Below are 13091 nucleotides of genomic sequence, written 5' to 3' on the forward strand. Positions count from 1 at the left end.
GCATGGACGCAGCCCTGATAGCCGGACTCGTCATCGCCCTTGTCGCGGTGTTCACGGTTCTGCGGGCGGTCCGCATCGTGCCGCAGGCCAGGGCCGGGAACGTCGAGCGCCTCGGCCGCTACTACCGGACGCTCGCGCCAGGGCTGAACTTCGTGATCCCCTACGTCGACCGGGTCCGTCCCATGATCGACCTGCGCGAGCAGGTCGTGTCGTTCAAGCCGCAGCCCGTGATCACTGAGGACAACCTCGTCGTCGACATCGACACGGTCCTGTACTTCCAGGTCACCGATCCCCGCGCGGCCGAGTACGAGATCGCCAACTTCATTCAGGGCGTCGAGCAGCTCACCGTGACCACACTCCGCAACGTCGTCGGCGGTATGGACCTGGAGAAGACGCTGACCTCGCGCGACACCATCAACAGCCAGCTCCGCGGCGTGCTCGACGAGGCCACCGGCAAGTGGGGCATCCGGGTCAACCGAGTCGAGATCAAGGCGATCGACCCGCCGAAGTCCATCAAGGAGGCCATGGAGAAGCAGATGCGCGCCGAGCGGGACAAGCGCGCCGCGATCCTCACGGCCGAGGGCCAGCGCCAGTCGAACATCCTCACCGCCGAGGGCGAGAAGCAGAGCGCGATCCTGCGGGCCGAGGGTGAGCGGACCTCGCAGATCCTCAAGGCCGAGGGCCAGTCCCAGGCGATCGACGAGGTGTTCCAGGCCGTGCACCGCAACGACCCGGACCCGAAGCTGCTCGCCTACCAGTACCTCCAGGTGCTCCCTCAGCTCGCCCAGGGCCAGGGCAACACGTTCTGGGTGATCCCGAGCGAGGTCACGGGAGCGCTGCAGGGCATCTCCAGGGCGTTCACCGAGGCGCTTCCCGCGTCGCCGGCCACCCGGGAGCGTGAGCCGAGCCGGGCCGGCAGCGAGGCCGTCGCGGCGGCCGAGCAGGCCGCCGCCGAGGCCAAGGCCGCCGCCGAGGACAGCGAGACGATCGGTCACCGCCAGATCGGGCCCGGCTCCGCCGACATCGGCGCGCTTCCCGAGGCCGCGCTCCCGGAGTCCGCACTTCCCGAGGCCGCGCTTCCCGAGGCTCAGCCCGCCGACGCCACCCGGTCGACGAAGCGCACGTAACGGCCCTGTTCCGCACAGGCGGGGACGATCACCAGCTCCTCGCCCACCCGGTCGATGGCGGCCCGCAGGGTCTTGGCGACCTTGCGGGCCCTTCGCCGTCCGCCGATCCAGGCGACGACCCGGGAGAGCAGGGCGATGACCACCCCGGCCACGGCTCCGCCGACCAGTAGCACGGTGGGCCAGGGCGCCTGTCCCACCGTCGGCGTGGGCGGCTTCGGGAGCAGCAGATAGCCGAGGGCGAACAGGACGAGCAACCACAGGGCCCCGGCCGCCATCGTCCCCGTCACCATCCACTGCAGCGTCCCGATCGCCCGCCACCAGCGCGGCTTCTTCGAGGCGTCGAGCGAGGCCGTGGCCACCGCCCGGTCGAGGGCGTCGCCCAGCTCGTCCGACCGTGACCGCGCCGCGTGCCGCACGGCCGACGCCCAGGGCTCGGGCAGACCCTCCGACACCGCGGCGCCCACGTCGCGCACGGCCGTGTCGACCATCGTGAGCTGCACGGCCGTCGGCGCGGGCAACGACGTGCGTCCCTTCCGCGACAGGTGCAGGCGGCGGAGCGGATCGGGGCGCAGTCCGCGCACCCACCGGGTCACCGGCCATCCCGTCGCCGCGACCGCACGGTGCCGGTGCGCCTTGGCGACCGCCCGCACCACCAGCGGCACCGCCGCCGCCTCGGACAGGGCCCTCGACAGCGGGCGGACCAGCGCGGTCTGCGGCACGGGCGTGAAGGCCGTCCCACCGCCCGCCGTCTCCGACAGGGCGTCGGCCGCCGTGCCGACGTCGGCGGCCAGCCTCGCCGCCCACGCGGTGCGGCGCGACACCTTGCGGTCGAGCGCGGTCCGCAGGTCGGGCAGTCCCTGACCGGTCCGGGCCGACACGCCGAGGACCGGGACGCCTTCGAGGCCGTCGACGGCCAGCAGCCCGCGCAGGTCGTCGAGACAGCGCCTGATCGCCCGCTCGGGCAGCCGGTCGATCTGGTTGAGCACCACGAGCATGTTGTCCCGATGCCGGCCGAGCGCCTTGAGGTAACGCTCGTGCACGGCCGCGTCGGCGTACTTCTGCGGGTCGAGCACCCACACGAGCAGGTCGACCACGCCGACCAGGCGGTCGACCTCCAGCCGATGGGAGAGCACGATCGAGTCGTGGTCGGGCAGGTCGAGCAGGATCAGCCCGGAACCCTCCCCCACCACGTGCCGCACGGGCACTTCGAGCCAGTCGAGCAGCGGTCCCGATCCTTCGAGGCCCCACAAGGCGGCCTGGGCCTTCGAGGTCGTGGGGCGGGTGGCGCCCACCTCGGCCAGCTCCCGGCCGGCCAGGGCGTTGAAGATCGAGGACTTCCCGCTGCCCGTCGCCCCCGCCAGGGCGACCGCGGTGTGGTCCACCGAGAGGCTGCGCCGTACGCCCGCCCGGGCGACCACGTCGCGGGCACGGTCGACCACCGCCTGGTCCAGCCGTCCATCGGCCAGGTCCGCCGCCTCGGCGAGCGCCGCCAGCCGGTCGTCCAGGGACGCCTCCGCCTTGCCGCGCAGGAGCTTCACAGGGCGCCTCTCTCCTGTACGGCTTTCGCCGCCTCCCTGAGGTGGGCGGCCGTGTCGTCGGCGGGCCCGAGGCCGTCGATCAACGAGGTGAACCGGGCCTGCTCGAGATCGAAGATCTCACGCACCCGGCGGCGGAGGTCCTCACGGGCGTTCTGGGTCAGGGTCCGCACGGCCTGGTCGCCGAAGATGGCCTCGAGCAGCTTCTGGCTCAGGACGGTGGTGCCGCCCGCGATGCCGATCTCGATGCCGGTGATCCCGCCGGTGGACGTGAACACCGCCAGCATGAGCAGCAGTCCCAGGCTGTTGACGCCGAACGACGCGGCCCGCGCGGTCGTCCGCCGATCGGCGCCCTCCGACCTGACGAGGTCGAGGACGTAGCCCTGCCAGGCCCGTACGGCCGCGCCCGCCCGTGGTTGCAGGTCGGGGGAGGCGCGCCCGAGCCGCCCGCTGATCCGGACGCCCGAATGCTCCAGCAGGTCACGGCCCGCGGTCATGGCCAGCCACGACTCGACGGCCCGTTCGGCGGATCCGTCGGCGCTCGCGCGGATGAGTGACTCGATCCCGCTCTCCAGGGCGGATCTCAGCTCCTTCGCGGGCGCGGGCCGCCCGGTGAACACCGCGGTGAGTCGGTCGCGCAGCCACCCGATGCGCGACTCCAGAGACCGCATGAGGTCGCCGGTCCCGACGAAGTCCTGCCAGCGGGCCAGCACCTCGCCGCGGAGCAGCATGCCGTCACGCATGCCCTCGTCGAAGGCGGACATGCCCGACTCGTAGGCCTTCTCCGCCACCGCCCGCAGCTCGGCTATCCCCATCCGCTGGCGGTCGACCCTGTCGGCGAGGGCGGGCACCCGGGTGCCCAGGCTGTCGAGCGCGCCCGTCAGCGTCCGCCGAACCACGGCCGCCCGGGACCGCGCGTCGGCCGACAGCTGGGCGAGCCACGTCGCGACCGGCTGCACGGCCTGCGCGGGCAGCCGTGCGCGCTCCGACGGCAGCTCCAGCTCCGGCACGACGAACAGCGGCGTGCCGCTCAGGCCGTTCTCCCGGAGGAGCCGGGTGAGGTCGGCGGTCACGGGTGCGCGCGCCTCCGACGGCACCCGCTGGAGGATGACGGCGAGTGCCGTGCTGCGGTCCCTCGCCGTCCGCAGGAAACTCCATGGGACCTCGTCGGCGTACCGGGCGGCCGTGGTGACGAACAACCACAGGTCGGCCGCGGCGAGCAACTGGGCGGCCAGCTCGCGGTTGGCGGTGACCACCGAGTCGATGTCGGGGGCGTCGAGCAACGCCAGCCCGGCGGGCAGCAGGTCGGCCGTCGCGATCCTGAGGGTGCCCGGCTCGCCGCGACCGTCCCCGGTGACCCGGGGCAGGCCGGGGAGGATGCTCGTCGAGATGAACCAGGCCGAGTCGGCCGGATTGGCGACCAGGGTGGGCGCGAGCGTGGTCGGCCGCAGCACTCCCGGCTCCGTGACGCTCTCGCCGACGAGCGAGTTGACCAGCGTGGACTTCCCCGCCCCGGTCGAGCCGCCGACCACCGCGAGCAGCGGCGCGTCGATGGCGGCGAGCCGGGGCAGCAGGTAGTCGTCGAGCTGCCCGCGCAGCTCCCTCAGAGCACGCCGGTCGGCCGCGACGTCCCCGATCGCCAGGGGGAACAGATCCGGGTCGAGGTGGTGACGCAGGCTCTGGAGGGCCGCGAGTAGCCCTTCGTTTCCCTGCATACCCCCGGCTTTCCCGTGCCCGGGCCCCCCAAGCCGCGATCAGTGACAAATTTCGGCGAAGGGGGACACGGGGAGGGGGCTCAGGCGCTCGGCGAGGGGGCGGCCGTCGGCAGCAACGGCTGGCACGTCTTCAGCGCCTTGGCGATCTTCGGGTCGTTCCTGTCGATGTTGCGGAAGCCCGCGCCCTGGGGAAGCTCGGCCCCGTGGTCCTTCATGCACGTGCGGAAGGCCTGCAGCGCGCTCGCATTGGCTCCGTTCCCACCCCCACCGCCGCCGCCGCGGCCGAACCCGCCGCCCTGGGGCATGAGGGACGCGCAGGCCTGGAAGGCCTTCTGCATCTCCGGCGACATCGACCGGAATCCACCGAATCCGCCGCTCGGCCGTCCGCTGGGGCGCCCACTCGGCCTCGCCGTCGGGCGTCCACTGGGCCGTCCGCTCGGCCGTCCGCTGGGCAGGGTGACGCCGTTCTTCTGGAGGCACGCGGTGAAAGCGGCTCTCTGGTCGCCGCTCGGAGCGGCCGCCGCCGTCGAGCCCGCCGACGTGCTTCCGCCGCCGCCGCATCCGGCGACCGCGACCGCCAGCGCCGCGGCCATCGCGACATGTACGTAGCGCATGGGATCTACCTAGCCTTTCTTAACGGGCGAACAGGAGGGAAGGCGAACGCGGAAGGTCGTGCCGTGGCCCGGCTCGCTCTCCGCGGTGATGGTGCCGCCGTGGGCCTGGACGAGGGCCGCGGCGATGGACAGGCCCAGTCCGGTGCCGCCCGAGTCGGACCGGCTGCGCGCGGGATCTGCCCGGTAGAACCGTTCGAAGACGCGTTCGGCGTCCTCGCGTGACAGGCCGGGCCCCTCGTCGGTCACTTCGAGCACCGCGGCCTGCTCGGTCTCGGGCGTGACTCCCACTCCGACCCGGAAGGCCGTCCCGGCAGGAGTGTGCTTCAGGGCGTTCCGCATGAGGTTGCCGATGACCTGCCGCAGCCGCGTCTCGTCGCCGAGCACGTACACCGGCTGGTCGGAGCCGTCCAGGCGGACCAGGTCGATCTCCCGGTCCGGGGCGAGGGTCTGTGCGTCCAGTACGGCGCCCGCCGCGAGGCTCAGCAGGTCGACGGGCCGCCGTTCCAGGGGTCTCTCCTGGTCGAGGCGGGCGAGCAGGAGCAGGTCGTCCACCAGCAGGCCCATTCTGGCCGCCTCGTCCTCGATCCTGCGCACGAGGCGGAGCGGGTCCTGCGACCGCTGCTGCCGGGCGAGCTCGGCGAAGCCGCGGATCGAGGTGAGCGGGGTGCGCAGCTCGTGCGAGGCGTCCGCCATGAAGCGGCGCATGCGCTCCTGCGAGGCCTCCCTGTCGCGGAAGGCCGCCTCGATCTGGGACAACATGCCGTTGATCGATCGGCCGAGCCGGCCCATCTCGGTCCGCGGATGCCGGAGCGGCACCCGCCGTGACAGGTCGCCCGAGGCGATCGCCTCCGCGGTCCGCTCGATCTCACCCAGCGGCCGCAGGCTTCGCCGTACGAGCCAGTAGCAGGCGACTCCCAGGGCGACCAGCACGGCGAAGCCGACGCCCGACACGATGACCATCAGCCGGGAGACCGTGCCGTCGATCTCGTTCAGGTTCATGGCGACGGCGCGGAACCCGCCCTCGCCGTCGTCTGCCACGATCGCCCGCCATTTCGACCCCGACGGCGACTCGATCGTGAACAGGCCGCGCCCGCCGTCGGACGGCCGGGGCAACAGGGGCAGGTCGGCGTTCGGCGGCTCCTGGATGGTCCGCATGACGGCGCCGGTCCCGTCGAGCTGGACGATGTAGAACGAGCCGAACAACCGGAGCGGGACTCCGGGGAGCCCGGACGGCCGAGGCACGGCGTCGATCGCGAGGTCCGGCGGGCGCCTGCCCATCGTCAGAAGCTGGGTGTCGACCCGTTGCACCAGGTAGCCGCGCAGCAACTGGACGGCGAAGCCGCCCGTCAGCGCGATCGCCAGCGTGACGAGCAGCAGCGTCCCTCCGACGAGGCGCAGCCAGAGTGGGGTGCGGGCTACCCGCCGTCTCAGCTCACTGGCGCGGGGCACGGAGAACATAGCCCACGCCGCGAAGCGTGTGGATGAGCTTGAGATCGGCCGTGTCGATCTTCCGCCGCAGATAGGACACGTACGACTCCACGACGTTGCGGTCGCCGCCGAAGTCGTAGTGCCACACGTGATCGAGGATCTGCGCCTTCGACAACACCCGGCCCTGGTTGATCATGAAGTAGTGCAGGAGTTTGAACTCGGTCGGCGAGAGCCGTACGGGCCTGCCTCCACGCCACACCTGGTGACCGTCCTGGTCCAGTTCCAGGTCGGCGATCCGCAGGCGCGGCGGCGGCGCGGCGGCCTCGCCGCGGGTGCGGCGGAGCACCGCCCGGATCCTCGCCAGGACCTCGTCGAGGCTGAACGGCTTGGTGACGTAGTCGTCCCCGAGCGCCAGCCCGGCGAGCTTGTCGTCGGCCGCGTCCCTGGCCGTCAGGAACACCGCCGGGATGCGCCGTCCGGTGGCCCTGAGCCTGCCGGCGACGGCGAAGCCGTCCATGTCCGGAAGCATCACGTCGAGCACGATCAGATCGGGCCTCGTGCGCTCCGCGATCTGGACGGCTTCCTTGCCGTCCGAGGCCGTCATCACCTCGAACCCCGCGTAACGCAGGCTCACCGACAGCAGTTCCCGGATGTTCGGCTCGTCGTCGACGACGAGCAGCCGCGCCTCGGCGCTCATGAGCCCGCCCCTCTGCCGCCGAGAGCCGAGCTCTGGGTGACCGACGTGGCGTCGACCGTCCCCTGCGCGTCCTTGTCGCCCGCGACGATCACCACGCTCCCCGTCTTGAGGTCCTTGGCCTTCCCCGCCTTGGACACCTGGATCTTGGTGGTCGTGCTGGTCTTCACCGTGACGACGTCCCCGTTCGCGGTCTGGACGTAGATCTTGTCGCCGTCGACGAGCTTGACCGTCCCGAAGGTCGCGCCCGCCCCGGCGCCGCCGAAGCCGCCACCTCCGAGTCCAGCGCCACCGCCGCCGCCACCTCCGCCGCCCCCGGCGGCCCGGCCGAAGCCGCCCTGCCCCCGCTGCCCGCCGGCGTTGCCCTGGCCGGCCAGGAGCGAGCCGAACGGGACGCCCCCGGAGGGGGTGGCGGCGTGCTTCTGCGCCTGGACCCCCACGAGGAACCCGGCCACGAGCACCACGCCCGCGCCGAGCGCCATGGTCAACTTCGACGGCCCGCGCCGAGCGGGCTGGGCCGCCAGCTCGGCCTGGAGATCGTCGTCGAAGGGCGAGATCTCCAGCAGGTCCGCAGCCTTGTGCCTGCTCACATTCATCTCCTGGCTGTCACTCGAAGCGCAGGGCTTCGATCGGCCGCAGCTTGGCGGCGCGGTTGGCGGGATAGCTGCCGAAGAACAGGCCGATCGCGACCGAGACCGCGAGCGCCAGCACGATCGAAAGCGGCACGAGCACGGGTTTGACGCCCGCGATCGTGAATTGGGCGCCGATCACCGCGATCAGCACCCCCAACAGGCCGCCGACGAGGCTGAGCACGGTCGCCTCGACGAGGAACTGGCCGAGGATGGCTCCCCGGGGGGCGCCGATCGCCTTGCGGATACCGATCTCCCTGGTCCGCTCCGTGACGGTGACCAGCATGATGTTCGTGATGCCGATGCCGCCCACCAGCAGGCTGATCGCGGCCACGGCGCCGAGCAGCACCGTGAAGGTGCCGGTCGCGGCGCTGACCGTCTCCTGCAGCGTCGCCTGGTTGAGAATGCGGAAGTCGGCGGTCGCCGTCCCGGTGATGCCGTGGCGCTGGTTGAGGATGTCGGTCACCTCGGCCTGGGCCGAGTCCACCGCCTCGGCGCTCTTGGCCTGAACCAGGATCTGGCCGAGCGCCCCGAACCCGGTCAGGCTCTGCTGCACCGCCGGCAGCGGCGCGATCGCCACGTCGTCGGCGTCCTGGAACCCCGACGACCCGGCCTCCTTCAGCACCCCCACGACCGTGAACGGCACCCCGGACACCACGATCTGCTTGCCCACCGGGTCGACCGTCCCGAACAGGTCCTCGGCGACGGTGTTCCCGATGACCACGACCTTCCGGGCGGCGATCACGTCGTCGTTGTAGAAGTAGGTGCCCTTGACCACGGGCTTGTTCGACGTCTCGAAGTAGCTCGGGTAGGTGCCGACGAGCTGGGGGATCGTGTGACTGGCGCCCTCGTAGGTGGCCGTCTGCGACTGCGCCGTCACCACCGGGGACACGCTCTTGACCGAGGGCGCCCCCGACGGGTCGGCCAGCGCACGGGCGTCCTCCACCGTCAGGGCCTTGGCCTGGGTGCGCGGGCCCGAGCCCTGCTGCCGTCCGCCTCCTCCGCCGCCGAACGCCCGGGCGAAACCGCCACCACCGCCTCCCCCGCCGCCACCCGACGTCGACGGGGAGATGGTCAGTGAGTTGGCACCCAGGCGCTGGATGTTCTGCTGGATCTGCTGCGAGGAGCCCTGGCCGACGGCGACCAGAAGGATCACCGCCGCGACGCCGATCAGGATGCCGAGCGTGGTGAGCGTGCTGCGAAGCTTGTTGGCCGCCAGGCCGCGGAGCGCGAAACGCAGGACCTCGAACGGGTTCACGTGGTCACCTCTGCCAGCCGTGGGGGCAGACCGCCGACCGGCGACCTGCGGACGTCCTCGACCACCTGGCCGTCCATCAGCCGGATCACCCGCTTGGCGTGCGCGGCCACGTCGTCTTCATGGGTGATCAGCACGATGGTCCGGCCGTCCGCGCTGAGCCCGTCGAAGATCCGCATCACGTCGTCGCTGGACTTGCTGTCCAGGGCTCCGGTCGGCTCGTCGGCGAGTAGCAACGTCGGAGCCGTGACCAGCGCACGAGCCAGCGCCACCCGCTGCTGCTGACCGCCGGACAGCTCGTTGGGCTGGTGGCCGACCCGCTGCGCGAGACCCACCTGGTCCAGCGCCGCCAGCGCCCTCTTGCGCCGCTCCGCCGCCTTCACCCCGCCGTACGCCAACGGCAGCTCGACATTGGCCAGTGCGCTCATCCGCGGGATGAGGTTGAAGGACTGGAACACGAAGCCGATCTTGCGGTTGCGGACGATCGCCAGCCGCACCTCATCGAGCACGCCCACATTCGTGCCGTCGAGGAGATAGCTCCCCGACGACGGGACGTCCAGGCAGCCGATGATGTTCATCAGCGTCGACTTGCCCGATCCGGAGGCCCCCATGATCGCCACGTAGTCGCCCTGCTCGACCCTCAGGGACACGCCCCGAAGCGCGTGGACCGCGGTCTCGCCCTCGCCGTACACCTTGGCCACGGCCCGGATGTCCAGGACCGGCGCCTGCCCGGTCATCCTCTGCCTCCCCGTCCGCCGCCGCCGCCGAAGCCGCCACCGCCGAACCCTCCGCCGCCGCCACCGGGGAACTGGAAGCCCCCGCCGGTGCCGGTTGTGGTGGACAGGGTCCTGACGACCTGGTCGCCCTCATTGAGCCCTGACTTGATCTCGGTGAGGGTGTCGCCCTTGACGCCGATCTCGACCGGCTTCACGACCTGCTTGCCGTTCTCGAGGACCTTGACGGAGCTCCGGCCGCCCGCAGTGGTGACCGCGGCGTTGGCCACGGCCAGCGCGTCGTCGACCTTGGCGACGGTGACCTGGACGCTGGCCGTCTGGCCGAGCCGTACGGTCTTCGGGACGCCGCTCAGCGAGATCGTCACCGCGTACTGGACGACGTTGTTGCTGGTCTGGGGTTGCGGGTCGATGACGGTCACCTTGCCGTTCGCGGTCACTCCGGTCAGCGCGTCGAAGGTGACGGTGGCCGGCTGGCCCACCTTGAGCTTGGTCACGTCGGCCTCGGTGAACTGGCCGACGATCTGCAGCCGCGCCGGGTCGGCGATCTCGATGAATCCGGTGCCCGTGCTCGACGTGGCGGTGGCGGCACTCGACGCCCCTCCGCCTGAGCCCCCGCCCGAACCGGACCCGGAACCGCCCGACGATCCACCGGAGGAGGCGCCGCCCCCCGAGCCGCCCGACGACCCGCCCTCGGAGCCGTTGACCGCGACGATGGTCCCGGCGAACGGCGCCTTGATCTCCGTTCCCGCGACGGCCCGCTTGGCCGCCCGGTAGGAGTTCCTCGCGCTGATGTACTGCGAGTAGCCGGACGGGGTCGTGGTGTCGCCCGCGTTCGCGGCGTCCAAGGCGGCCTGTGCGGCGTCGAGGCTCTCCTGCGCGGCGGTATCGTCGAGGCGCGCGAGTACGCGGCCCTTCTTCACCTTGTCGCCTGACTCGACCGCGATCGACTCGACCGTGCCGCTCGTACCGAAATCGAGGGATCTCGTCCGGGAGCTTGCGACGGAGCCGGAGGCCGACACCGAGGACAACACCGTTGCGCGCGTCACCCGCGTGGTCAGCGGCGCCGCCTCGTTCGATGAGTCGCTCCCGAGGGAGCCGTAGGCCACGCCGACTCCACCGATCAGCAACACTCCCAGGACGCCGTTGATGATCAGCGCTCTGCGCTTCGTCGACAGCTTCACGATGCTGAACCCTGGCGGATCCCGCTTCGGGCAACCTCGGCCGATGCTGACAGTTTCCTGGAAGCCGTATTTTCAGATAACTCTCAGGTGGTGCCAAGCGGGCGATGACGTGGCGTCACAAGGATGGCCGCCATGACACCGAGCATTCCGATCCGCGTCGGGGGACTGGCCCTCGCCGGGGTCGCCATCGCGAGCTTCGCCGTGATCTATGTGAACAGCGGCGAATCCTCGGCGGCCGGGCAGATCTCGCTCGCCGCGGCCAAGCGCGGCACCGTGTCGGCGTACGTCTCCGCCGCGGGCAACACCGTCAACGACGGCGTGAGCGACCTGGCGTTCGGAGCGGCGGGCACGGTGCAGAAGCTCAACGTCAAGGCCGGGGACAAGGTGAAGAAGGGCCGCGTGCTGGCCCGCATCGACGACACGATCGCCCGCGAGGACTACGACGCCGCCAAGGCGGCGCTGGCGGCCGCGCAGGACACCCTCGACCAGGTCGAGGCCGGCACCTCGGTGACCGCGACGTCGGCGTCCGGGGGGACCACGGTCATCCCGGCCATGGCCCGCACGTCCTCCGGCCAGGGCGCCTCGTCGGGACACGGCTCCTCAGGCTCATCCTCCGGGGGTTCCCAGGGCGCCGGGAGTTCCCAGGGATCCGGGGGCTCCGCCGGTTCGGGAGGCTCCGCCGGTTCGGGGGGCTCCGGGAGTTCCGGAGGGTCCTCGCCGTCCTGCATCACCACCACTCCGGCCTCCGCCTCCACCACCACTCCGGCTTTCGCTTCGACCTCCTCGTCCGCCTCCACGGACGTGGCGTCCAGCCAGAGCTGGCTCGCCCTCAACGTGTCCCTGGTGTCGTTCGAGTCCGGCGATCACGGCCGGAAGCGCACGCCACTCGTCTTGTCCGCCCCCACACCGACTCCCACGCCCACACCGACCCCCGCCGGCCGTACGAGCGGCGCCGGGACGGGCCACACGGCGACGCGCGGGTCCGGCGGAAGCGCGGGGAACACCGGTGCGGTGAAGACCGGCGGCGCGGCGGGCACCGGCACGGCCGACAGCGCGACGAAGAACGCCGGCGCATCCGCGCGCGGCTTGAGTGCAACCACGGCCGACCAAGCTCGGCAGACCTGGACCAAGCACCCCAGTCCTTCGCCGACGCCCACCGCGACCACCACCCCGACGCCCACACCCACTCCCAGCCCGTCTCCCACGCACGTGACGCCGTCACCCTCTCCGACGCGACCCGCATCTCCGTCCGCGACGCCCTCGCCGAGCTGTTCCCCCGGTGGCGGAACGCCCGGACAGGGTGGAGGCGGCCAGGGCGGGGCGGGCCAGGGCGGGGGACCCGGTGGCGGTCAGGGTGGAGGATCCGGCCGGGGCGGCGGTGGCCAGGCTGGAGGCGGTTTCGGCGGCTCGGGAGGCCGCGGCGGTACGCCCATGACCGAGGCGGAGGCCGAGGCCGCCGTCAGCAAGGCCACCTCCGACCTCGCCGACGCCAAGCAGGCGCTCGCGGGTGTGAAGATCACGGCTCCCGACGACGGGACGATCCTGTCGGTCGCGGGAACCGTGGGAACGCAGTACACGGCCGGCACCTTCATCACGCTCGGCGACCTCGGCGACCTCCAGTTGCAGGCGATGTTCACCCAGTCGGACATCCAGTCCCTGAAAGTGGGTCAGAAGGCCACGATCACGCTGGCCACCCATCCGGGTGAGGAGTACGACGGCACCGTCGCCCACATCGACCCCACGGCGACGACGAGCGGTCAACTCGTCCGCTACGGCGTGACGATCTCCTTCGAGGACCAGCCGGCCAACCTGCTGCTCGGGCAGAGCGCGACGGCACAGGTGACCACCGGCACGGCCGACGACGCCCTGTACGTGCCGGCGCAGGCCGTACGGACGCTCCCCGACGGGACGGCTACGGTGACGGTCGAGCAGGGCGGCGGCCAGGTGCGGCGGACCGTGAAGACCGGCATCCGCGGCGACCAGTATGTGGAGATCGTCAACGGGCTCACCGACGGGGATCAGGTCGTCCTTCCGACCGGCTCCGCGGGCGGCGGCTTCCCCGACGAGGGCTTCCCCGGGGCCAACTGAGGGCATCCGCCAGGGTCGACCTCAGGGCTTCGCACGCCGGGCGGGCCCTCGAGGTCATCGGCCGCCTGTCCTTCATGCCGTCGGGCGGGCC

At 71.9% G+C, this 13091-nt stretch carries 11 protein-coding genes; 2 read left to right on the forward strand and 9 right to left on the reverse strand.

What is annotated here, in order from left to right:
* Positions 1–2: 2 nt before the first annotated feature.
* Positions 3–1127 carry an SPFH domain-containing protein gene (locus tag Psi02_RS29325; RefSeq protein ID WP_203979078.1) on the forward strand — a complete coding sequence of 375 codons (1125 nt, stop codon included), beginning with the start codon at positions 3–5 and terminating at the stop codon, positions 1125–1127.
* Here the strand turns inward: Psi02_RS29325 and Psi02_RS29330 are convergent.
* From Psi02_RS29330 to Psi02_RS29370, 9 genes are all read right to left on the reverse strand, one after another.
* On the reverse strand, positions 1088–2665 hold the full coding sequence (locus tag Psi02_RS29330) for a GTPase family protein (RefSeq protein ID WP_203979079.1): 1578 nt from the start codon (positions 2663–2665) through the stop codon (positions 1088–1090). The two genes, Psi02_RS29325 and Psi02_RS29330, sit on opposite strands and share 40 nt — an antisense overlap.
* Positions 2662–4377 (reverse strand): GTPase domain-containing protein, encoded by a 1716-nt coding sequence (locus tag Psi02_RS29335; RefSeq protein ID WP_203979080.1) that lies wholly within the window; start codon positions 4375–4377, stop codon positions 2662–2664. Before Psi02_RS29335 ends, Psi02_RS29330 begins: the two co-directional genes overlap by 4 nt.
* A gap of 80 nt (positions 4378–4457) precedes the next feature.
* The gene (locus Psi02_RS29340; protein WP_203979081.1) at positions 4458–4991 is read right to left on the reverse strand and encodes a hypothetical protein; all 534 of its coding nucleotides are present in this window, start codon (positions 4989–4991) and stop codon (positions 4458–4460) included.
* A gap of 9 nt (positions 4992–5000) precedes the next feature.
* Positions 5001–6440 carry a sensor histidine kinase gene (locus Psi02_RS29345; RefSeq protein ID WP_239095253.1) on the reverse strand — a complete coding sequence of 480 codons (1440 nt, stop codon included), beginning with the start codon at positions 6438–6440 and terminating at the stop codon, positions 5001–5003.
* Complete coding sequence (locus tag Psi02_RS29350; protein ID WP_203979083.1) at positions 6424–7116, reverse strand: response regulator transcription factor; 693 nt, start codon at positions 7114–7116, stop codon at positions 6424–6426. The genes Psi02_RS29345 and Psi02_RS29350 overlap by 17 nt, the downstream gene beginning before the upstream one ends.
* Positions 7113–7703, reverse strand: coding sequence for a hypothetical protein (locus Psi02_RS29355; RefSeq protein WP_203979084.1), 591 nt, complete (start codon positions 7701–7703; stop codon positions 7113–7115). The genes Psi02_RS29350 and Psi02_RS29355 overlap by 4 nt, the downstream gene beginning before the upstream one ends.
* A 16-nt stretch (positions 7704–7719) precedes the next feature.
* Positions 7720–9000, reverse strand: a complete 1281-nt coding sequence (locus Psi02_RS29360) for an ABC transporter permease (RefSeq protein ID WP_203979085.1) — start codon at positions 8998–9000, stop codon at positions 7720–7722.
* Positions 8997–9734 carry an ABC transporter ATP-binding protein gene (locus Psi02_RS29365; RefSeq protein WP_203979086.1) on the reverse strand — a complete coding sequence of 246 codons (738 nt, stop codon included), beginning with the start codon at positions 9732–9734 and terminating at the stop codon, positions 8997–8999. Before Psi02_RS29365 ends, Psi02_RS29360 begins: the two co-directional genes overlap by 4 nt.
* Entirely contained in the window at positions 9731–10912 is a 1182-nt protein-coding gene (locus Psi02_RS29370) for an efflux RND transporter periplasmic adaptor subunit (protein WP_203979087.1), read from the reverse strand. Before Psi02_RS29370 ends, Psi02_RS29365 begins: the two co-directional genes overlap by 4 nt.
* Positions 10913–11044: 132 nt before the next feature.
* On the opposite strand from Psi02_RS29370, the gene Psi02_RS40845 reads away from it, so the two are divergent.
* A complete protein-coding gene (locus Psi02_RS40845; RefSeq protein WP_203979088.1) occupies positions 11045–13000 on the forward strand; it encodes an efflux RND transporter periplasmic adaptor subunit in 1956 nt (651 codons plus the stop codon).
* Positions 13001–13091: the final 91 nt, after the last annotated feature.

This window comes from Planotetraspora silvatica, from assembly GCF_016863315.1.
GTDB classification, from domain to species: domain Bacteria; phylum Actinomycetota; class Actinomycetes; order Streptosporangiales; family Streptosporangiaceae; genus Planotetraspora; species Planotetraspora silvatica.

What these genes read in the sequence shown, in the direction of transcription:
- Psi02_RS29365 (WP_203979086.1), bottom strand. Translation starts at nt 9,734, where the DNA reads ATGACCGGGCAGGCGCCGGTCCTGGACATCCGGGCCGTGGCCAAGGTG.
- Psi02_RS40845 (WP_203979088.1), top strand. Translation starts at nt 11,045, where the DNA reads ATGACACCGAGCATTCCGATCCGCGTCGGGGGACTGGCCCTCGCCGGG.
- Psi02_RS29335 (WP_203979080.1), bottom strand. Translation starts at nt 4,377, where the DNA reads ATGCAGGGAAACGAAGGGCTACTCGCGGCCCTCCAGAGCCTGCGTCAC.
- Psi02_RS29350 (WP_203979083.1), bottom strand. Translation starts at nt 7,116, where the DNA reads ATGAGCGCCGAGGCGCGGCTGCTCGTCGTCGACGACGAGCCGAACATC.
- Psi02_RS29325 (WP_203979078.1), top strand. Translation starts at nt 3, where the DNA reads ATGGACGCAGCCCTGATAGCCGGACTCGTCATCGCCCTTGTCGCGGTG.
- Psi02_RS29340 (WP_203979081.1), bottom strand. Translation starts at nt 4,991, where the DNA reads ATGCGCTACGTACATGTCGCGATGGCCGCGGCGCTGGCGGTCGCGGTC.